A 19,676-nucleotide genomic window follows, 5' to 3' on the forward strand; every position below is an offset into this window, starting at 1 on the left:
AGCGGCGGCCGGGTGGCAGGATCGGGGCATGCCCGAGACCACCGTCCCCGCCGTCGCCCTCTCCGACGGCGCCCTCGTCCCCCAGCTCGGCCTCGGCGTCTACAAGGTCGCCGACGACGAGGCGCGCACCGTCGTCGCCACCGCCCTCGAGCTCGGCTACCGGCACGTCGACACGGCGTCGTTCTACGGCAACGAGGTCGGCGTCGGCCAGGCGATCCGCGCCTCCGACGTGCCCCGCGACGAGGTGTTCGTCACGACCAAGGTCTGGAACACCGAGCAGGGCTTCGACGAGACGCTGCGCGCGTTCGACGCCAGCCTCGACCGCCTCGGCACCGACCACGTCGACCTGTACCTGATCCACTGGCCCGCCCCGACGCAGGACAGGTACGTCGAGACCTGGCGTGCCCTCGAGCGCATCGCCGAGGAGGGGCGGGCCCGGTCGATCGGCGTCAGCAACTTCCAGGTGCACCACCTCGAGCGGCTGCTCGGCGAGACGAGCGTGGTGCCCGTGATCGACCAGGTCGAGGCGCACCCGTGGCTGCAGCAGCACGAGCTGCGCGAGTTCTGTGCCGCCCGCGGCATCGCCGTCGAGGCCTGGTCGCCCCTGGCCCGGGGTCGCGTGCTCGACGACGCGGTGGTCGGCCGCGTCGCCGCGAAGCACGGCGTCCAGCCCGCGCAGGCCGTCATCCGGTGGCACCTGCAGCAGGGGCTCGTCGTGATCCCCAAGACGGTCAGCCCGGTGCGGCTGCGGTCGAACCTCGACGTGTTCGGCTTCGAGCTCGACGAGGACGACCTGGCGGCCTTCGCCGCCCTCGACAGCGGCGAGCGGTCCGGCTCGCACCCGGACCAGGTCGGCTGAGCCGCCGGCACGAGGAGGCGCGGGTCGAGGAGGCGCCGCCCGCTCGCGTACCGTGGTGGGCGCACATCTCGAGCAAGGAGCACCCATGACGATCGTCGCCGCCGCTGACGGATCCGCCCTCGGCAACCCCGGCCCCGCCGGCTGGGCCTGGTACGTCGACGACGACCGCTGGGCCGCGGGCGGCTGGCCGCGGGCGACGAACAACCAGGGCGAGCTCACGGCGGTGCTCGAGCTGCTGCGGGCCACGGCCGGTGCCGACGAGCCCGTCCACGTGCTGTGCGACAGCCAGTACACGATCAAGGCCTGCACCGAGTGGATGCCCGGCTGGAAGCGCAAGGGCTGGCGCAAGGCCGACGGCAAGCCGGTGCTCAACGTCGAGATCCTCAAGGAGCTCGACGACGCCCTCGCCGGGCGGAAGGTCACCTTCGAGTGGGTCCGCGGCCACGTCGGCCACGAGATGAACGAGGCCGCCGACGTGCGGGCGCGGGGCGCGGCGACGGCGTTCCAGAACCGCACCGACGTGCCCGCCGGCCCCGGCTGGCCCGGCGCGCCCGTGGCGACGACGTCGCCCGTCGCGGCGCCGCCCGAGCCGCCCGCCACGCTCTTCTAGGCGGCCGTCCGCACGGCACTGCACCGGGCTTCGTACACGGCACCGTGTCTGGACCCGGTGCGGTGCACGGCACCCGGTGCAGTGAAGCGCAGCGCAGCGCGCGCTACATCGAGGGGTGCGTGCTCGACAGCCCGCCGTCGACGACGAACTGCGCGCCGGTCGAGAACGCAGAGTCGTCCGAGGCGAGGTGCAGGGCGAGCCCGGCCACCTCCTCCGGCATGGCGAGGCGCCCGCGCGGGCTCATCGTCTTGAAGGCGTCGAGCAGGGCGGGCTGGGCCTCGACCTGTCGCCGGAACAGCGCCGTGTCGGTGGGCCCGGGGTGCAGCGAGTTGATGCGGATGTCCCAGCCCTCTTGCGCCGCGTGCGCCGCGCTCGAGCGGGTGAGGCCGACGAGGGCGTGCTTGCTGGCGGTGTAGGCCGCGTCGTCGCCGAACCCGAGGAACGACGTCGCCGGTGCGAGGTTGATGATGGAGCCGCCCGAGCGCCCCGGGTTGGCGCGCATCTGCTCGATGGCGAAGCGGGTGCCGAGCATGACGCCGGTGACGTTGACGGCGAAGACGCGGTTCCAGCTCTCGAGCTGGGTCACGTCGATCGACTGGCCCGAGACGATGCCCGCGTTGTTGACGAGCACGTCGAGCCGCCCGTAGCGGTCGGCCACCCTGTCCATCACGCGCTTCCAGTCGCCGCCGTTGGCGACGTCGTGCTGGATGAACTCGGCGCCCGCCTCGGCCGCGACGGCCGACCCGTCGAGGATGTCGGTCGCGACGACCTGGGCTCCCTCGTCGGCGAAGCGGCGGACGATGGCCTCGCCGATGCCCGAGGCGGCTCCCGTGACGATCGCGACTCTTCCGGACAGACGAGACATGGGTCCTCCTCGGGGAGCCCGGCAGGGGATGCCGGGTCGGTGCTCCGGAGGGTCGCTCCGGGATGACGGGATGACGGGCCGCCGGGGTCGGACAGGGCCGCCGTCAACGTTACTCCTCGACGAGCATGCCCCCGGTGCGCTCCGAGGCCGGGCCCACCGCCGTGACCGTGACCACCGCCTCCCCGCGCTCGTCGCTCGAGGCGAGGTCGACGACCGCCGAGATGCCGAAGTCGTGGTCGCCGTCCGGGTCGGCGAGGATCTGGCGCACGCGCCACACCGTGGGCAGCTGCTCGATCTGCAGCATGTGCGGCCCGCGCGCGTCGGTGTCGGTGCCGATCGAGTCGTACTCGTCGAAGTACCGGTCGAGGGCCTGGCCCCAGCGGTCGGCGTCCCACCCCGAGGAGGCGTCGAGCCGACCCAGCCCCTCCGCGTCGTCCCGGGCCATCAGCTGCACCCGGCGGAACATCTCGTTGCGCACCGCGATGCGGAACGCCCGGTCGTTCGCCGTGAACCGGCGCAGCACCGGCGGGACGATGTCGTCGTGGGCCTCGGCCTCGCGGGGGTTCAGCATCTCCTCCCACTCGTCGAGCAGGCTCGAGTCGACCTGGCGCACCAGCTCGCCGAGCCACTCGATGAGGTCGGCGAGCTCGGGCGTCTTCGCCTCGTCGGGCACCGTCTGGCGCAGGGCGCGGAACGCGTCGGACAGGTAGCGCAGCACCAGGCCCTCCGACCGGGCGAGGCCGTAGAAGGCCACGTAGTCGCCGAAGGTCATCGCCCGCTCGTAGAGGTCGCGCACGACCGACTTCGGGCTCAGGGCGAAGTCGCCGATCCAGGGCTGCGAGGCGGCGTAGGTCTCGAACAGGGCCGTCAGGAGCTCGTCGAGGGGCTTGGGCCAGGTCACCTGCTCGAGCAGCTCCATGCGCTGGTCGTACTCGATGCCCTCGCGCTTCATCTCGGCGACGGCCTCGCCCCGGGCCGTGAACTGCTGCTGCGAGAGGATCGGCCGCGGGTCGTCGAGGGTGGCCTCGACCACGGAGACGACGTCGAGGGCGTAGGTGGGAGACTCCCGGTCGAGCACGTCGAACGTCGCCAGGGCGAACGGCGACAGCGGCTGGTTGAGGGCGAAGTTGGCCTGGAGGTCGACCGTCAGGCGGATCGTGGGCGCGCCTCCTTCGGGGTCCGGCTCCTGCACGACGACCTCGGCGGTGCGCAGGGTGCGGTAGATCGACACGGCCTGGCGCGCCATCGCGTACTGCGCCGCCCTCGGCTCGTGGTTGTCGAAGACGAGCGAGCGGACGTTCGCGAAGACGTCTCCCCCGCGCCCGATGACGTTCAGCAGCATGGCGTGGGTGATCTGCATGTGCGAGACCAGCGCCTCCGGCTCGGCGGCGATCAGCTTCTGGAAGCTCGGCTCGCCCCACGAGACGAAGCCCTCGGGGGCCTTCTTGCGGACGATCTTGCGCTTCTTCTTCGGGTCGTCGCCCGCCTTCTCGATCGCCTTGAGGTTGTCGATCTCGTGCTCCGGCGCCTGCAGCACCACCGTGCCCGAGGTGTCGTAGCCGGCGCGGCCGGCCCGCCCGGCGACCTGGTGGAACTCGCGGGCCGTGAGCTGCCGCATGCGGGTGCCGTCGAACTTCGTCAGGGCGGTCAGCAGCACGGTGCGGATCGGCACGTTGATGCCGACGCCGAGGGTGTCGGTGCCGCAGATCACGCGCAGCAGGCCCCGCTGCGCCAGCTGCTCGACGAGGCGGCGGTACTTCGGCAGCATGCCCGCGTGGTGCACGCCGATGCCGGAGCGGACGAGCCTGCTGAGCGTCTTGCCGAAACCGGTGCTGAACCGGAAGCCCCCGATCAGCTCGGCGATCTCGTCGCGCTGCTCGCGGCTCGCGACCTTGATGCTCGACAGCGCCTGCGCCCGCTCGAGGGCCGCCGCCTGCGAGAAGTGCACGACGTAGACCGGGGCCTCGCCGGTCGAGAGCAGCTCCTCGACCGTCTCCTGCACGGGGGTCTGCGCGTACGAGTAGTGCAGCGGCACGGGGCGCTCGACGCCCGTGACGCGGGCGACGGGCCTGCCGGTGCGACGCGACAGGTCGTCGACGAGGCGGGTGACGTCGCCGAGCGTGGCCGACATGAGCAGGAACTGCGCCCGCTCGAGCAGCAGCAGGGGCACCTGCCAGGCCCAGCCGCGCGACTGGTCGCCGTAGAAGTGGAACTCGTCCATGACGACCTGGTCGACGTCGGCGTCGGCCCCGTGCCGCAGCGCGAGGTTCGCGAGGATCTCGGCGGTGCAGCAGATGATCGGGGCGTCGGGGTTGACCGACGAGTCGCCCGTCACCATGCCCACGGCCTCGGGCCCGAAGAGGTCGACGAGGGCGAAGAACTTCTCGCTGACGAGCGCCTTGATCGGGGCCGTGTAGTACGTGCGCCTGCCCTGGCTCAGGGCGACGAAGTGGGCGCCCGCGGCGACCAGCGACTTGCCGGTGCCCGTCGGGGTGCTGAGGACGACGGAGGCGCCGGAGACCAGCTCGATCATCGCCTCGTCCTGCGCCGGGTACAGGGGCAGGCCGCGGCTCTCGGCCCAGGCCGCGAAGTCGGTGTAGGCCGCGTCCGGGTCGTACGACTCGGGCCCCGGGCGCTCGGGCAGCAGGGCGGACAGCGGGGCGGCGGGAGCGGGCGACATGATGTGTCGATCCTGCCCCATCGGGGCCGGGCCGCGGTGCCGCCGGAGACGACACACGCCCCCGTGGTCGAGCCGGGCTCGAGCGGAGGCGTGCGGTCGCGCCCTCGGACGAGGTCGGGCGGGATCGGATCAGGAGACCACGCTCGGTCGCACGTCGACGATGACGGGCGCGATGTGCCCCGGTAACCAGCCGGTGAGCACGGTTCACCATAGCCCCGGGCTCCTGGGCGTCGGGGGGTGAACGACAGGTGATTCATGCGTCTGACTAGAACTGGGGCCAGCGGCGGGACGAGGCCGGTCCGGACGAGGCCGATCCGCGCGAGGCCGGGCCGGGCTCGGACCGGACCGGACCGGGCCGGGTCGGGCCAGAGGTCAGACAGCGACGTCGGGATCGACCCGCAGGTCGTGCACCTCGTCGAACCCGGCGGGCCGCAGGTCGTCGAGCACGGCGAGCGCCTCGTCGTCGTCGAGGGAGCCCTCGACGCTGACGGCGCCGTCCGTCAGCCGCACGACCCACGTGCTGCTCGAGTCGTCGGCGAGCACCTCGCCGCCGAGGGCCGTGCCGACGGAGCGGCAGGACGACCCCGCGGACGCGCACGGTGCGTAGGTGTCGACGTCCGACGGCGGGACGAGGCGGACCTGGTAGTAGGTGTCGGGCACGTCGCCGCCCGTGACCGTCCCGTCGTCCTGCACGACCTGGTCGCCCGGCGAGACGTACGAGTACGAGAGGTCGGAGTACTCCCCCGGCAGGCTCACCTGCCGCAGCAGCCAGCCGTCGACGGGAGACCCGGGCGACTCGCCGGGCACGAGCACCGGTCCGTCCCACGCGGCGTCGTACCGCGCCTGCTCCCGGTCGGCGCGCACGTCGGCGACGCCGATGGTCGCCACCACGGCGACGAGGCCGAGCGCGGCGACCCAGCCGACCCAACGGGCCCGCACGACGCGGGCGGCCGCGGCCGGCACCGACCAGAGCAGGGGCACCAGCACCCACGCGAGGGCCCCGGCCCCCACGACGTCCGTGACGGGGGCGGCGAGTCCGCCGACGATCCCGATCGCGACGAAGGCGAGCAGGAGGGCGAGACCGGCCGAGAAGAGGCCCGAGAACCGGGTGCCGTGCCGGCGGCCCCGCACCGAGAAGAGGACGACGAGGGCGGCGACGAGACAGCCGAGGAACACCCCGCCGGCCAGGCCGACCAGCAGCACGCCCAGCCCGTCGGTCGGGCTCGAGCCGCCCGAGCCGGCGGCACCCGCGATCATCGCGACGCCCACGGTGGTCGCGACCCCGGCCGCCAGGCCGCCCCCCACGGCCCCGAGCGAACGTCCGACGGTCAGGGCCGGTCGGTCGTCGTCCGTCATCTGCGGCCCCCGTCGCTGTCGTGACCGGATGCTATCGCAGGGGCAGGTGCCCGCCGAGCACGTCGTCGACCTGCTCCACTGCGCCCTCGCGCGCCGCGTCGTCGGCGGCCGAGCCGGCGTGCTCCTCGACGGGGGCCGGGTCGTCGCCGTGCACCGCGGCCGCGTCGTGGCGGGGGTCGACGTCGTGGTCTGCGGGATCGTGGCTCTGGGTGTCGCTCATGGGGCGCCTCCTCGTGTTCTCCGCCGCCGGCCGGCGGCGAGCGGGGCAGGACAGCCCCGTCCCGACCGACCGTACCCGCGCGCGTGCGCCGCCGACACGGTAGACAGGAGGAGGCGCAGCGAGCGCCGCCCCGAAGCACCAGGAGCCGCAGACGATGACGTCACCCACCCCGTCCCCCACCGCCCTCCGCGTCGCCGTCACCGGCGGCAGCGGCAAGCTCGGCCGCGCCGTCGTGCGCGACCTCGCCGCGCACGGCTGGGAGGTCGTCCTGCTCGACCGGGTGCCGAGCCCGGACCCCGTCGAGGGCGTCACGTTCGTGCAGGTCGACCTCTCCGACTACGGCCAGGTGCTGCAGGCCCTGACCCACGTCGACGACCGGTACGACTCGATCGACGCCGTCGTGCACCTGGGCGCGATCCCGGCGCCCGGCCTCGTGCCGAACGCGACGCTGTTCCACAACAACGTCACGGGCAGCTACAACGTGTTCGCCGCGGCGCGGGCCGCGCACGTCCGCAACGTGGTCTGGGCCTCGAGCGAGACCCTGCTCGGCATCCCCTTCGACCTCGACCCGCCCTACCTGCCTCTCGACGAGGAGTACGCCGTGCGCCCCGAGTCGTCGTACTCGCTGGGCAAGGCCCTCGACGAGGAGATGGCGCGCCACTTCACCCGCTGGGACCGTCAGCTCAAGATGATCGGCCTGCGCTTCTCGAACGTCATGGACGACGGCGACTACGAGGACTTCCCCTGGGACGAGACGCCCGAGAAGAAGACCTTCAACCTCTTCTCGTACATCGACGCCCGCGACGGCGCCCAGGCGGTGCGCCGGGCGCTCGAGAGCGACCTCGTCGGCTACGAGGCGTTCATCATCGCGGCGACCGACACGGTCATGGCCACGCCGACGGCGGTGCTCGCCGACCAGTTCTGGCCGGACGTCGAGCGCCGTGCCGCCGTCGAGGGCACCGACTCGCTGCTCAGCAGCGACAAGGCGAGGGACCTGCTCGGGTTCGTGCCCGAGTACAGCTGGCGCACCTGGGGCGACCGGGTCGGCAAGCAGCCGGAGGCGGCGGTCGCCGACGAGGACGACCTCGACCTGTAGCGCCGAGCGTCTGGTCTCGGGCGCGCGGCGTGGGGGCCCGGCGCCGGCCGCCCGGGCGCCGGCCCCTACGCGCGCAGCATCCCGGTCGTGATGAGCTCGCGCACCTGCGGCAGCAGCTCGGCCGTGAGCGCGACCTCGTCGGCCTCGAGCAGGTGGGCGAGCGCCCCGACGATCGCGCCGACGCTGAGCTCGCCGTCGCAGGCGCCCACGAGCGCCGAGAGCGCCGTGCCCGACTCGACGGAGCGCGCGAAGCCGCCGCCCTGCCGCAGCGTGATCACCGTGGGGTCGTCGTTGCCCGGCCAGTAGTGGCGCTCCTCGGTGACGTCGCCCGCCACCGTCAGCCGGGCCGCGAGCAGGGCGGCGTCGTCGAGCGAGCGCACCAGGTCGACGGCGTCGAGCGTCGCCCCGAGGTGCCGGCCGAGGCCGACGTCGTTCGCGCCGAGGCCCCCGAGGAGGCGCTCCGTGCGCACCACGGGCTCGGTCGCCGGGTCGGCCGGTCGCCTCAGCGTCACGTAGCCGAAGCCGATCTCGACGACCCCCCGCTGCTCGAAGTCGCCGAGCCACGCCTCGTAGAGCCGCTCGAACTCGGGCGTGCCGGCGCGGGTGCCCCCGTCGCGGATCCACGTCTCGGCGTAGGCCGCCGGGTCCTGCAGCTCGCGCTCGACCACCCACACGTCGAGGGGCACGTCGCCGCGCTCGACCCAGTCGCCGACGGACCACGCGCCGCGTCCGCCCGAGCCCGCCCCCCGCGTCTCCCAGTTGCCGAGCAGCTGGGCGACCCCGCCCGGCACGAGGTGGGCGCCGACCTGGGCGACGACCGACGCCACGAGGGCGTCGCCGACCATGCCGCCGTCGCGGTACTCGTACTCGGGCACGCCCGGGGCCCGCGGCGTGATGACGAAGGGCGGGTTCGACACGACGTGGTCGAAGAGCTCGCCCTCGACGGGCTCGAAGAGGCTGCCGAGCCGGAACTCGATGCCGTCGACGAGGTTGAGCGCGGCGTTGAAGGCCGCGAAGTCGAGCGCCCGCTGCGAGATGTCGGTCGCGACCACCCGACGCGCGTGCCGGGCCACGTGCAGGGCCTGGATGCCGCAGCCGGTGCCGAGGTCGAGGGCGCTGTCGACGGTGCGCGGGATCATCAGGCCGGCGAGCGTGGCCGAGGCTCCACCGACGCCGAGCACGTGGTCCTCGCGGAGGGCGCCGCCCAGGGCGAGCTCGCCGAGGTCGGAGGCGATCCACCAGCTGGCCTCCCCCGACGCGTCGACGAACGAGTACGGCCGCAGGTCGACCAGCGCCCGGACCACGCCGTCGGCGACCTCGACCAGGCCGAGGCGGGCGGCGCCCTCGGCGCCGAGGCTCGACAGGGCCGTGTCGACCTCGTCGACCGGCTGCTCCGCGCCGAGCACGAAGAGCATGGCCAGCGTCGCCGCGCGTCGCAGCGAGGGCACCCGGGAGGCGCTGCGCAGGAGGGCGCGCCGGGCGGCCACGCGCTCGCCCCGGAACAGCGCGGCTCCGGCGCTCGCGCCCCAGGCGTCGGGCCCGCTCAGCCGGTCGACCGTGAAGTCCGAGGAGGCGAGGTCGGCCCGGAGGCGCGCGAGCAGGTCGGGATCACGGGAGAGGAGGGGCACGCCTCCATCTTCGCGGACGCGCGGGGCGCTCGACCACCGGCCACGGTTCGGCGCTGTCTCATGCCCGGACACGACAGCGCCGCCCGCCCCGGAGGGCGGACGGCGCGGCGGGGCATCGCTCGTCAGCTGACGTAGACGACGTCCTCGTAGTCGTAGCCGGGCGAGATCTGCAGCACGAGCTGGGCCGGGTCGGCGACCGAGTAGCCCTCGAGCCAGCTGATCGACTGCCCGTCGGGCACGGCCGTCGTCGGGGAGAGCCCGACCTTCTGGGCCGAGTCGAAGACGCGGTCGCCCTCGACGCCGCCCGACGTCACCGACGAGTAGACGAGCGACGGGTCGAAGTTCGCCCCGGTGCCGTTCGTCAGCGTGATGCTGACGGTGATGTCGGCCGCCTGCTCCGAGGTGTCGGCGTAGTCGCTCGGGGTGAAGGGCTCGGGGGCCGACACCGTGATCGAGACGCCGTCGTCGAACGTGTACGTCTCGCCGAAGGCGAGGTTCTCGGCCGAGGCCGCGTCCTCGGTGGGGTCGTCGCTCTCGGAGGTGCCGTAGCCGTCGTCCTCGCCGTACACGCCCTGCGTGTCGCGGACGCTCTGGCTGACGGCGATGCCGAAGACGAGCACGCCGATCGAGACGAGGATGGCGAGGCCGGACAGGGCCGTGCCGATGATCGCCAGCACGCGCCCGCCGGTCTTGCGGAGCAGCGCGACGATGCCGAGCGCGAGACCGGCGAGCGCGACGAGGCCGCCGACGACGATCCACGACAGCAGCAGGCCGACGCCGCCCAGCACGAGCGACGCGATCGCGAGCCCGCTGCCGCCCTGCGGACGGGGCGCGCCGCCGTAGGGAGCGTAGGCGGAGGGCTGACCCGGCTGGCCCCAGGGCGCCTGGCCGGGCTGACCCGGCTGACCCGGCTGACCGTAGGCAGCCTGGCCCGACTGACCGTAGGCAGCCTGGCCCGACTGACCGTACGGCGACGGCCCCGGCTGACCTGCCTGGGCGTAGGGCGGCGGACCAGCCTGGCCGGCCTGGCCGTACGGCGCGGGACCAGGCTGCCCCGGCTGGCCGTACGGCGACGGCCCCGGCTGGCCGGAGCCGTACGCGGGGGCGCTCGACGGCGCGTCGCCGTAGGCCGGCGCACCCGGGCGCTGCGGCGGCCCGCCGACGGGCGCGGACGACGGCGCGGCGCCGGGCACCGAGCCGTCGGGACGACCCGGCCCCGGGTACGGCGCCGGCGGCTGCGGGGCCGACGGGGACTGCGGAGGCGTGGGCTCGGACGGGCCGGTCGGCTGCTGCGGATCGCTCATGCCCCCGAGCATGGCATCGAGTGCAGCCTCTGCACCGTCAGGACCCGCGCTCCGACGAGAATCATAGACAGAACGATCGGTGGTCCCCCTCTGTGGAGGGACGACGAGCTCAGCGACGCGGACGGGGCGACGGCGACGCCGTCGGGGCGGACGACGAAGGCCCTCCCGAGCGGGAGGGCCTTCGTGGTGGTGGAGCTAAGGGGATTCGAACCCCTGACCTTCTCATTGCGAACGAGACGCGCTACCAACTGCGCCATAGCCCCTGACGTGCTCCACAACGATAGCACCCGAGGAGGCGGTGGTCCGAATCGACGCGATCGGCACCTCCCCGAGGCGGCTCAGACGGCGCGTCGCCGTTCGAGCGCCTCGTCGAGGCTGAAGCTCGGCTGCCCCAGGTCGTCGACGATGCCCATCCGCGCGAAGCGGCTCGGGGCGGCCGGCGCCGCCGCCGGCGCGACGGACTCGGGAGCGACCTGGCTCGGCGTCCGTGACGGGGCGGACGTCGGCGCCGGGGTCGGCGCGGGCGTGCGAGCGGCCGACAGGGCCGCCTCGGCCCGCGCCGCCTCGCGCAGGGCCTGGTGCTGGGCGCGCTGCGACTCGCGCAGCGCCTGCACCGAGCGCTCGGACTGCCGCCGGAGCTCGTCCGCGGGCGACCCGGTCTCGGCGGACGACGTCGGGGCCGCCGCCGCGGCGGGACGTGCCGCGGCGCGCTGACGACCGCGCCGCAGGTACAGGGGGGCAGGCACGGGGACGGGGGTCCACTCGCGCGACGCGGGCTCGGCCTCCGCCTGCGGCTCGACGAGCGACGAGGAGAAGTCCTGCAGGGGCTGCGCGACCCGAGGGGCGGCGGAGGCCTGACGGCGCGCGCGGGCCTGGGACACCGCGGCGAGCTGGGCCAGCACGGCGACGGCCCCGGCGCCGAAGACGAGGCCGGCGACGGACGCGACCCAGAACGACGTGACCGCCCCGGCGACGACCGCGACGACGCACGCGACGAGGACGAGCGTCGACACGAGACGCGACCGACGGAGGCGGCGGGCGGCGAGCACGGGATCGTGGTCGGCCGCGCGCAGGGCCGGCGCCGCGGCCGCGAGCTCGCGGGTCACGGCGCGCTGCCTCGCCGCCTCGTGGGCGCGGCGCAGCGCCTCGCGGCGGGCCTCCTCGCGGGCGAGGACGCGCTGGGCGTCGGCGATCGAGCGGGCGTTCGCCTCGATGCGGACCTCCTCGGGCAGCTCGGCCGTCTCGGCCAGGATGCGGAGGGTCTGCTGCAGGCGCACGGCGTTGCGCTCGGTGGCCAGGTACTCCTGCCGCCTCTGCCAGGTGGGCACGAGGTAGACGAGCCAGAGCACGGCGACGAGCGCCAGCACGAGGCCCCCGCCCCACGACCCGATGTCCATGCTGACGAGGGTATGAGCGGAGGCACGGCGTGTCCGCGATGTCGCGGGGTGTGTCTCGGTGGGTTCGCCGGCCGCGGCCGGTCCGCCGCGCCCCGGAGGAGGCCCGCGGACGACGTCGCCGCGTCCCGGCGGGAGCGCGCCTAGAGGGGCAGCGGGCGCCCGGCCTCGGCGAGCGCCTCGGGCGGCACGCTGCCCTGCCCGGCCGGCACCGTGCCGGACCGCCACCGGTGCAGGACGCCCTCGGGCACCTCCTCGGCCACCAGGGCGAAGCAGAAGTGGTCGCGCCACATGCCGTTGATGTGGATGTAGCGCCGGCGCAGCCCCTCGTAGCGGAAGCCGAGCTTCTCGACGACACGGAGGCTGGGGGCGTTCTCGGGGCGGATGCAGATCTCCATGCGGTGCAGCCCGAGCACCCGGAAGCAGTGGTCGGTCGCGAGGGCGACCGACGTCGGCGTCGCGTCGTGGCCGGCGGCGGACTGCGTGACCCAGTAGCCGATGGTCGCCGACCCGAGCGAGCCGTAGGTGATGCCGCTGACGTTGAGCTGGCCGACGAAGCGGCCGTCGAGCTCGATCGCGAACGGCAGGCCGAGCCCCGCGCGGGCGTTCACCTGCAGCGAGCGGATGCTGCCGCGCACGTCGTGGCTCGTGAAGCCGTTCGGGTTCGTCGCCTCCCACTGCCGCAGCCACGACCGGTTCTCGGTCAGCGCCTGGTCGAGGTCGCGCGTGTCACGCAGACGGAGGGGCCGGATGCCGACCCGCCCCTCCGTCAGCGTGGGGATGCTCGTCACGTGGTGGTCGCCTACTCCAGACCAGCCGTGAACTCCTTGAGCCACGGGCGGAGCTCGTCGCCGAGGTCCTCCCGGTCGCTCGCGAGCTGCACGATCGCCTTGATGTAGTCGAGCTTGTCGCCGGTGTCGTAGCGACGACCGCGGAAGACGACGCCGTAGACGCCGCCCGTCCACTCCTCGGCGCTCGCCATCTTCATGAGCGCGTCGGTCAGCTGGATCTCGCCGCCCTTGCCCGGCTCCTGCTTCTCGAGCACGTCGAAGACCTCGGGGCGGATGACGTAGCGGCCGATGATGGCCAGGTTGCTCGGCGCCTCGCCCTGCGGGGGCTTCTCGACCAGGCCGGTGATCTTGACGACGTCGTCCTCGTCGGTCTGCTCGACCGTGGCGATGCCGTAGAGGTGGGTCATCGACGGGTCGACCTCGAGCAGGGCGACGACCGTCGCGTTCTTCTGGCCCTGCACGTCGATCATGCGGGTCAGCAGCGGGTCACGGGCGTCGATGATGTCGTCGCCGAGCAGGACGGCGAACGGCTCGCGGCCCACGTGCATCTTGGCCCGGAGCACGGCGTGCCCGAGGCCGAGCGGGTCGCCCTGGCGCACGTAGTGCATGTCGGCCAGGTCGGTCGACTGGTTGACCTTGGCGAGCTTGTCGTGGTCGCCCTTCTTCTTCAGCGTCTCCTCGAGCTCGGAGACGTGGTCGAAGTGGTTCTCGAGCGCGTTCTTGTTGCGCCCGGTGATCATGAGGACGTCGGTGAGGCCCGCGGTCACGGCCTCCTCGACGACGTACTGGATCGCCGGCTTGTCGACGACGGGGAGCATCTCCTTCGGCATGGCTTTGGTCGCGGGGAGGAATCGGGTACCCAGGCCGGCGGCGGGGATGACTGCTTTGCTGATCGTGAAGCCCATGCCGCTCAGCGTATCCACCCGCGGCGTTCCGCGGGGGGCACATTTCCTGCCCGTACCATCGGGGACATGACGGACGAGGTCGGCAACGCCAAGCGCGCACTCCGGGCAGAGCTGCGACAGCGGCGCCGCAACCAGGGCGAGCACGCCCGCGAGCAGGCCACGGCGGGCCTCACCCGGCACCTCGTCGACCTCGCGTCGGGCCTGGCGGTCAGGTCGGTGTCGGCGTACCTGTCGACGGCGGACGAGCCGAGCACGCGGCCCTTCCTGAACTGGGCGCACGCGAACGACATCCGGGTCCTGTTCCCCGTCTCGCGCCCCGACGGCCTCCTCGACTGGGCCGTCGGCGACGGCGAGACCGAGACGCTCGGCCTCTTCGACCTGCCCGAGCCCGTCGGCGAGGTGCTGAGCCCGATGGCGATCAACGACGTCGACCTGATCATCGTGCCGGCCGCCTGCGTCGACCACACCGGCATGCGCATGGGCTGGGGCCGCGGCTACTTCGACAAGACCCTCGGATCGATGGAGAAGCGACCCCCGGTCTATGCTGTGGTGTTCGACTCCGAGTACGTGGAGCAGGTGCCGCGCGAGCGTCACGACCAGCCCGTCGACGGCGTCGTCACCCCCAGCGGCATCCACGAGTTCTGATCTCGTCCGCCGCCCCTCGACACCAGCTAGGACGCCCGTGCCCACCTACTCGTACCGCTGCACCGAGTGCGGCAACGCCTTCGACGTCGTCCAGTCGTTCACCGACGACTCCCTGACGGTCTGCCCCGTGTGCCAGGGCACGCTGCGCAAGGTCTTCAGCCCGGTCGGCGTCACCTTCAACGGGTCCGGCTTCTACCGCACCGACTCGCGCAGCGGCTCGGGCTCGTCGTCCGGCTCGTCGTCGACGTCCGAGAAGAAGAGCGCAGGAGGCGGCGGCGCGACGACCGGGTCGGGCACGTCCTCGAGCGGGTCGTCCGGCTCGTCGGGGGGCTCGTCGTCGAGCAGCTCCGCGTCCGGCGCCTCGTCGTCCGGCGGGTCCGGCTCGGGCGGCTCGTCCGCGGGCGGCTCGAGCAGCTCCTCCTGACCCGTCGCGGCCGACGGCGCCGCGGAGTGGTTAGGTGGTCGGCGACGACCACCCACCTGATCGAAGGAGCACGCCTGTGAAGGGCTTCAAGGAATTCGTCCTGCGCGGCAACGTGATCGACCTGGCCGTGGCCGTGGTCATCGGAGCCGCGTTCACGGCGATCGTCACGTCGCTCGTGACCAATGTCTTCAACCCGCTGATCGGCGCCGCGTTCAACGCGACGATGCTCGACGACGCCCTCGTGGTGAGCATCCCGACCGTGAGCGGCGACACGGCCGACCTCCGGTTCGGCGCGGTCCTCGGCGCCCTGATCAACTTCCTGGTCATCGCGGCCGTCGTGTACTTCTGCCTGGTCCTGCCGGTTAACAGCCTGCTCAAGCGCACCTTCGCGAAGCAGTCGGACGAGACCGTGCCCCCGGCCGACGTGCCGCCGACCGACGTCGAGCTGCTGAGCGAGATCCGCGACCTGCTCCGTGCGCAGACGGGCCTCGACACCGCGACCTCCGGCCACGGCAGCCACGCGGCCGACCCGACGCCGACCGACGGCGTCAACGTCGGGAACGGGCCCCTCGGCAGCCGCTGAGCACCTCCCTCCCGAGGCCCCTCGACCGTCCGGTCGGGGGGCCTCTCGCGTTCCTGCGCACCCGCCTTGTTCGTATGTCGGTTGTGACCTGTGACATTTCGGTCTACGCTCGTGGAGTCGGCTCAGCGAGCCGTTCGACCGGATCAGCGAGGTGACACCATGCCCCGACCCGCCTCCCTGCGCGTCGTGCCCGAGCTCCGGGCCGTGCACGTCGAACGGCACCGCCGGGGCACCCCGGCCGAGCTGCTCTACCTCCGGGCCAAGTACGACCTGGCGGGCACGCCCCTCCTCCCCGGCATCGAGAAGGCGACCCTCGCCTCGGTCCTGCGGCGCTTCGCGTCGACCGAGGCCACGGTCCTCGAGGTGCCCGAGCCCCTGTGGATGCGCTTCTGGCCCCGTCACGTCGCGCTCGTGGCGGGCTTCCGGCTGGCCGGCCTGCTGCGACGACGACCGCACGAGGTCTGCACGTACGCGATGGAGAACAACGCCGTCGAGGTGCTCGTGCGCGGCGACGGCCGGGCGCCGGCGATCCTGGTGCCCGTCGTCGCCGCGCTCGTCGGGGCGGTCGCCCGTCTCGGCCTCGACCGCATCTGCTACGCCAGCCCGTCGGCCCGCGACGCCTACGCACGGCTGCCCTTCGTCGCGGGCATCCCCTCCGCGCTCCGCCTCGAACTGCCCGAGGCGACCGGCGACCCCCGACCCGCCGAGCCGCTCCGGGCCGTGTTCCTCGGCGTGCTCGAGGAACGCAAGGGCATCCGCCAGCTGATGCGGGCGTGGCCCCGCGTCGAGCAGGCCGTGCCCGGCGCACGCCTCGACGTCGTGGGCTCCGGCCCGCTCGCCGGCGAGGTGGCCGACTGGGCGGCCGGGTCCGGGGCGAGCCGCAGGGCCCTGGGTCGCCTGGTCCACGCCGACGCCCAGGCCGCCGTCGCCGACGCGGCCGTGCTGGTCGCCCCCTCCGTGCCCGAGGGGCGCTGGATCGAGCAGATCGGCCTCCCGATCAAGGAGGGGCTGGCCGCGGGGGCGACGATCGTCACGACCCGGCAGACCGGCCTCGCCGACTGGCTCCACGAGCACGGCCACCACGTCGTCGAGGTCGACGACCTCACCGCGCTGCCCGAGCTGCTCGCCGCCGCGATCGAGTCGGCCCTGCGCAGCCCGCTCCCCCGTGACGAGGTCCGCCGGTCGCTCCCCGACCGCGACGGCCGTCTCGCCGCCGACGCCTGGCTGCACGTCGAGGCGCGGAGGCACGTCGAGGCCCGGCAGCACGTCGGGGCCCGGCAGCACGTCGAGGCGGGGCAGGGGGCCGCCTCGTGAGCGCCGCCGACGGCGCCCGCGTCCCGTCGCCAGCCCCTGCCCCCGCCCACGCCCCCGAGAGGACCGCCATGCGCAGCGTCGAGAGCATCTTCCGTTCCACGATCGACGTGAAGGAGGCCGTCCTCGCCGACCGCGAGCTGCTCGCGACGGCGACCGAGATCGGCCGCCTCCTCGTCGACTCGTACCGCGCCGGGGGCCGGGCGTACTTCTGCGGCAACGGCGGCAGCGCGGCCGACGCCCAGCACTTCGCCGCCGAGCTGAGCGGCCACTTCGTCTTCGACCGGCCCCCGCTCGCGGCCGAGGCCCTGCACGGCAACGCCTCGCACGTCACGGCGGTCGCGAACGACTACGACTACGCCAGCGTCTTCGCCCGGGCGCTGCAGGGCTCGGCGCGGGCCGGCGACGTGCTCGTGGCGCTGAGCACCTCCGGCAACTCCCCGAGCATCGTGCGGGCCGCCGAGACCGCCCGCTCCCTCGGCGTGCACGTCGTCGCCTTCACGGGCGCCGACGGCGGCCGGCTCGCGGGCCTGGCCGACCTCGCGCTGCGGGTGCCGTCGACCGACACCGGGCGGGTGCAGGAGTCGCACGTCGTGTTCGTGCACGCGATCTCCGAGCAGGTCGAGTTCGGGCTCTTCGGCCGTGGCTGACGGTGCCGCAGGCTCGCTCGAGCGCGTCGTCGCCGACCGGTCCGGCCGCGACTGGTGCCTGTTCCTCGACCGGGACGGCGTCGTGAACCGCCGCGTCGAGGGCGACTACGTGCGCTCGTGGCAGCAGTTCTCGTTCCTCCCCGGTGCACTCGACGCCCTCGCCGTGCTCGCCCGGTGGGCTCCGCACGTGGTCGTGGTCACCAACCAGCAGGGGGTGGCCAAGGGGCTCATGACCGAGGCCGACCTCGACGACGTCCACGCGCGCATGACGGCGGCGGTCGCGGCGGCCGGCGGGCGGATCGACGCGGTGCTCGCCTGTCCGCACGCCTCGTCGGCCGGCTGCCCCTGCCGCAAGCCGGCGCCGGGCCTCGCCGCCTCCTGGCTCGCCGACAGCCCCTCGGTCGACGGCGCCCTGTCGGTGATGGTCGGCGACTCCCCGTCCGACGTCGAGATGGCGGGGCGCCTCGGCGCCGTGACCGGCGGCTGCACGTCGGTCGCCGTCTCGCTGCCGGGCTCCGAGGCCGACCTCGGCCGCGCCTCCCTCGTCGACCTGGCCGTCGACCTCGTCCCGCTCCTCCCGAGCGCCCACCCGTCCTGGAGCACACGATGACCACCTTCCGCAGTCGCGCGCCCCTCCGCCTCGGCCTCGGCGGCGGCGGCACGGACGTGTCGCCCTACAGCGAGACGCACGGCGGGCGCATCCTCAACGCGACGATCGACCGCTTCGCGTACGCGTCGGTCGAGCCCGGCGCCGCCGGCGACGACGTGCTGTTCGACTCGCCCGACCGCCAGTGCACGGGCCGTGCAGCCCCCGGCGACGTCCGGTCGCTGGCCGACGACTTCGCCCTGCACGTCGCCGTCTACGAACGGGTCATGACCGACCTCAACGGCGGCGAGCGCGTGCCCCTCCGCCTGTCGACCCAGGTCGACGCGCCCCCCGGCTCGGGCCTGGGCTCCTCCTCCGCGCTCGTCGTCGCCATGACCCAGGCCCTCGGCGACGTGGTCGGCGCCTCGCTCGACCCCTACGCGCTCGCGCGGCTGGCCTGGCAGGTCGAGCGGGAGGACCTCGGCCTCGCCGGCGGCTGGCAGGACCACTTCGCCGCGACCTTCGGCGGCTTCAACTACATGGAGACGACCGACGGCGGCCGCGTGGTCGTCAACCCGCTGCGGGTGCGACGCGAGGTCCGCTCCGAGCTCGAGGCGTCGATGCTGCTCTACTTCGGCGGGGTCTCGCGCGACTCCGCCGCGGTGATCGCCGAGCAGCAGGGCGCCGTGACGAGGGGCGACGAGGAGGCGCTGGACGCGACCCACGCGATCCGTCGCGAGTCGCTGCTGATGAAGGAGCACCTCCTCACCGGCGACGTCCCCGCGTTCGCCGAGTGCATCCGGCAGGGCTGGTCGGCCAAGAAGAAGCTCGCCCGCAGCATCACCAACCCGGCGATCGAGCACGCGCACGAGGTCGCGTCCCGCAGCGGCATGATCGCGGGCAAGATGTCGGGCGCCGGCGGCGGCGGGTTCATGATGCTGTTCGTCGACCCGCTGCGCCGGCTCGAGGTCGCCCGCGCCCTCGAGGACGTCTGCGGGGGCACCGTGGCGACCTGCCACTTCACCGACCACGGCGTGGAGTCGTGGCGCGCTCCGGGGCGAGCGGCCTGATGCAGCTCGTCGTGCTCGCCGGCGGCCTCGGCACGCGCCTGGCCGGAGTGCTGCCCGACGGCGTGCCCAAGCCCATGGCCGAGGTCGCGGGGCGCCCCTTCCTCGACCACCTGCTCGACGCCGCGCTGCGCCGGGGCGTCGACGACGTCGTCCTGCTCACCGGCCATCGTGCCGAGGTCGTCGAGCGCCACGTCGGCCACGAGCACCGGGGCGTGCGCGTCCGGCACAGCGTCGAGACGACCCCCCTCGGGACGGGAGGGGCGCTGCGACGCGCGCAGCACCTCCTCGACGAGCGGTTCGTGCTCGCCAACGGCGACACGTGGGCCGACGTCGACCTCACGGCGCTGGTCGCCCGTCTCGACGACGCGCCCCTGGCCCTGGGCCTCACCCGCGTCGACGACGCCGGGCGGTTCGGGCGCGTCGAGGTCGACGGCGACGTCGTCACGGCCCTGGTCGAGAAGGGCGCCCCGGGGCCGGCGCTGATCAACGCGGGCGTCTACGCCTGTCGGCGCGAGCTGCTCGACGAGCTGCCCGCCGAGGGGCGCTCGTCGTTCGAGGTCGACCTGCTGCAGCCGCTGCTGCCCCGCCTGCGCCCGCGCTGGGTGCCGACCGGGCCGGACTTCTTCGACATCGGCGTGCCCGACGACCTCCGCGCCGCCGACGCCTTCTTCCGCCGCCTGTCGGCCCCCTGACGGCCCG

The 19,676-nt window shown here is 73.9% G+C and carries 20 protein-coding genes and 1 tRNA gene; 11 read left to right on the forward strand and 10 right to left on the reverse strand.

The features are described from left to right. The first annotated feature begins 28 nt into the window (after positions 1 to 28). A complete protein-coding gene (locus tag FHR78_RS07390; RefSeq protein ID WP_166759893.1) occupies positions 29 to 859 on the forward strand; it encodes an aldo/keto reductase in 831 nt (276 codons plus the stop codon). A gap of 85 nt (positions 860 to 944) precedes the next feature. After that, complete coding sequence (locus FHR78_RS07395; protein ID WP_166759894.1) at positions 945 to 1,469, forward strand: ribonuclease H family protein; 525 nt, start codon at positions 945 to 947, stop codon at positions 1,467 to 1,469. Positions 1,470 to 1,572: 103 nt separating this feature from the next. Here FHR78_RS07395 and FHR78_RS07400 read toward each other — a convergent pair whose 3' ends face one another. The 4 genes from FHR78_RS07400 to FHR78_RS07415 form a co-directional block, all read right to left on the reverse strand. Beyond that, positions 1,573 to 2,334: an SDR family oxidoreductase gene (locus FHR78_RS07400; RefSeq protein WP_166759895.1), complete on the reverse strand. Its 762-nt coding sequence runs from the start codon at positions 2,332 to 2,334 to the stop codon at positions 1,573 to 1,575. Positions 2,335 to 2,443: 109 nt separating this feature from the next. After that, positions 2,444 to 5,014 (reverse strand): DEAD/DEAH box helicase, encoded by a 2,571-nt coding sequence (locus FHR78_RS07405; RefSeq protein ID WP_166759896.1) that lies wholly within the window; start codon positions 5,012 to 5,014, stop codon positions 2,444 to 2,446. A 372-nt stretch (positions 5,015 to 5,386) separates the two neighbouring features. Next, complete coding sequence (locus tag FHR78_RS07410; RefSeq protein ID WP_166759897.1) at positions 5,387 to 6,370, reverse strand: hypothetical protein; 984 nt, start codon at positions 6,368 to 6,370, stop codon at positions 5,387 to 5,389. Positions 6,371 to 6,401: 31 nt separating this feature from the next. Beyond that, positions 6,402 to 6,590: a hypothetical protein gene (locus FHR78_RS07415; RefSeq protein ID WP_166759898.1), complete on the reverse strand. Its 189-nt coding sequence runs from the start codon at positions 6,588 to 6,590 to the stop codon at positions 6,402 to 6,404. Positions 6,591 to 6,744: 154 nt separating this feature from the next. On the opposite strand from FHR78_RS07415, the gene FHR78_RS07420 reads away from it, so the two are divergent. Continuing rightward, entirely contained in the window at positions 6,745 to 7,686 is a 942-nt protein-coding gene (locus tag FHR78_RS07420) for an NAD-dependent epimerase/dehydratase family protein (RefSeq protein ID WP_166759899.1), read from the forward strand. 65 nt (positions 7,687 to 7,751) lie between these two features. On the opposite strand, the gene FHR78_RS07425 is transcribed toward FHR78_RS07420, so the two are convergent. From FHR78_RS07425 to galU, 6 genes are all read right to left on the reverse strand, one after another. Then, entirely contained in the window at positions 7,752 to 9,314 is a 1,563-nt protein-coding gene (locus FHR78_RS07425; RefSeq protein WP_166759900.1) for a DUF7059 domain-containing protein, read from the reverse strand. A gap of 122 nt (positions 9,315 to 9,436) precedes the next feature. Then, entirely contained in the window at positions 9,437 to 10,618 is a 1,182-nt protein-coding gene (locus FHR78_RS07430) for a hypothetical protein (protein WP_166759901.1), read from the reverse strand. Between the two features lie 187 nt (positions 10,619 to 10,805). Then, positions 10,806 to 10,881, reverse strand: a tRNA-Ala gene (locus FHR78_RS07435). A 75-nt stretch (positions 10,882 to 10,956) separates the two neighbouring features. Then, positions 10,957 to 12,015, reverse strand: a complete 1,059-nt coding sequence (locus FHR78_RS07440) for a hypothetical protein (RefSeq protein ID WP_166759902.1) — start codon at positions 12,013 to 12,015, stop codon at positions 10,957 to 10,959. Between the two features lie 140 nt (positions 12,016 to 12,155). Further along, the gene (locus FHR78_RS07445) at positions 12,156 to 12,803 is read right to left on the reverse strand and encodes a GNAT family N-acetyltransferase (protein WP_166759903.1); all 648 of its coding nucleotides are present in this window, start codon (positions 12,801 to 12,803) and stop codon (positions 12,156 to 12,158) included. A gap of 11 nt (positions 12,804 to 12,814) precedes the next feature. Then, the gene (gene galU / locus FHR78_RS07450) at positions 12,815 to 13,708 is read right to left on the reverse strand and encodes a UTP--glucose-1-phosphate uridylyltransferase GalU (protein WP_166759904.1); all 894 of its coding nucleotides are present in this window, start codon (positions 13,706 to 13,708) and stop codon (positions 12,815 to 12,817) included. A 66-nt stretch (positions 13,709 to 13,774) separates the two neighbouring features. Between galU and FHR78_RS07455 the strand changes: the two genes are divergently transcribed. The 8 genes from FHR78_RS07455 to FHR78_RS07490 all read left to right on the forward strand — a co-directional run bounded on the left by FHR78_RS07455 (position 13,775) and on the right by FHR78_RS07490 (position 19,669). Continuing rightward, the gene (locus FHR78_RS07455) at positions 13,775 to 14,353 is read left to right on the forward strand and encodes a 5-formyltetrahydrofolate cyclo-ligase (protein WP_166759905.1); all 579 of its coding nucleotides are present in this window, start codon (positions 13,775 to 13,777) and stop codon (positions 14,351 to 14,353) included. Positions 14,354 to 14,390: 37 nt separating this feature from the next. After that, the gene (locus tag FHR78_RS07460; RefSeq protein ID WP_166759906.1) at positions 14,391 to 14,777 is read left to right on the forward strand and encodes an FmdB family zinc ribbon protein; all 387 of its coding nucleotides are present in this window, start codon (positions 14,391 to 14,393) and stop codon (positions 14,775 to 14,777) included. A gap of 76 nt (positions 14,778 to 14,853) precedes the next feature. Continuing rightward, entirely contained in the window at positions 14,854 to 15,360 is a 507-nt protein-coding gene (gene mscL / locus FHR78_RS07465; protein WP_166759907.1) for a large conductance mechanosensitive channel protein MscL, read from the forward strand. 159 nt (positions 15,361 to 15,519) lie between these two features. After that, positions 15,520 to 16,674: a glycosyltransferase gene (locus FHR78_RS07470; RefSeq protein ID WP_166759908.1), complete on the forward strand. Its 1,155-nt coding sequence runs from the start codon at positions 15,520 to 15,522 to the stop codon at positions 16,672 to 16,674. A gap of 68 nt (positions 16,675 to 16,742) precedes the next feature. Continuing rightward, positions 16,743 to 17,321 carry a D-sedoheptulose-7-phosphate isomerase gene (locus tag FHR78_RS07475; RefSeq protein WP_166759909.1) on the forward strand — a complete coding sequence of 193 codons (579 nt, stop codon included), beginning with the start codon at positions 16,743 to 16,745 and terminating at the stop codon, positions 17,319 to 17,321. Continuing rightward, positions 17,314 to 17,931, forward strand: a complete 618-nt coding sequence (locus tag FHR78_RS07480; protein WP_166759910.1) for an HAD-IIIA family hydrolase — start codon at positions 17,314 to 17,316, stop codon at positions 17,929 to 17,931. The genes FHR78_RS07475 and FHR78_RS07480 overlap by 8 nt, the downstream gene beginning before the upstream one ends. Further along, a complete protein-coding gene (locus FHR78_RS07485) occupies positions 17,928 to 18,977 on the forward strand; it encodes a D-alpha-D-heptose-7-phosphate kinase (RefSeq protein ID WP_166759911.1) in 1,050 nt (349 codons plus the stop codon). Before FHR78_RS07480 ends, FHR78_RS07485 begins: the two co-directional genes overlap by 4 nt. Continuing rightward, positions 18,950 to 19,669 carry a sugar phosphate nucleotidyltransferase gene (locus FHR78_RS07490; RefSeq protein WP_166759912.1) on the forward strand — a complete coding sequence of 240 codons (720 nt, stop codon included), beginning with the start codon at positions 18,950 to 18,952 and terminating at the stop codon, positions 19,667 to 19,669. Before FHR78_RS07485 ends, FHR78_RS07490 begins: the two co-directional genes overlap by 28 nt. Positions 19,670 to 19,676 lie beyond the last annotated feature (7 nt).

The sequence above is a fragment of the Frigoribacterium faeni genome (genome assembly GCF_011761235.1).
GTDB classification, from domain to species: Bacteria; Actinomycetota; Actinomycetes; order Actinomycetales; family Microbacteriaceae; genus Frigoribacterium; species Frigoribacterium faeni_A.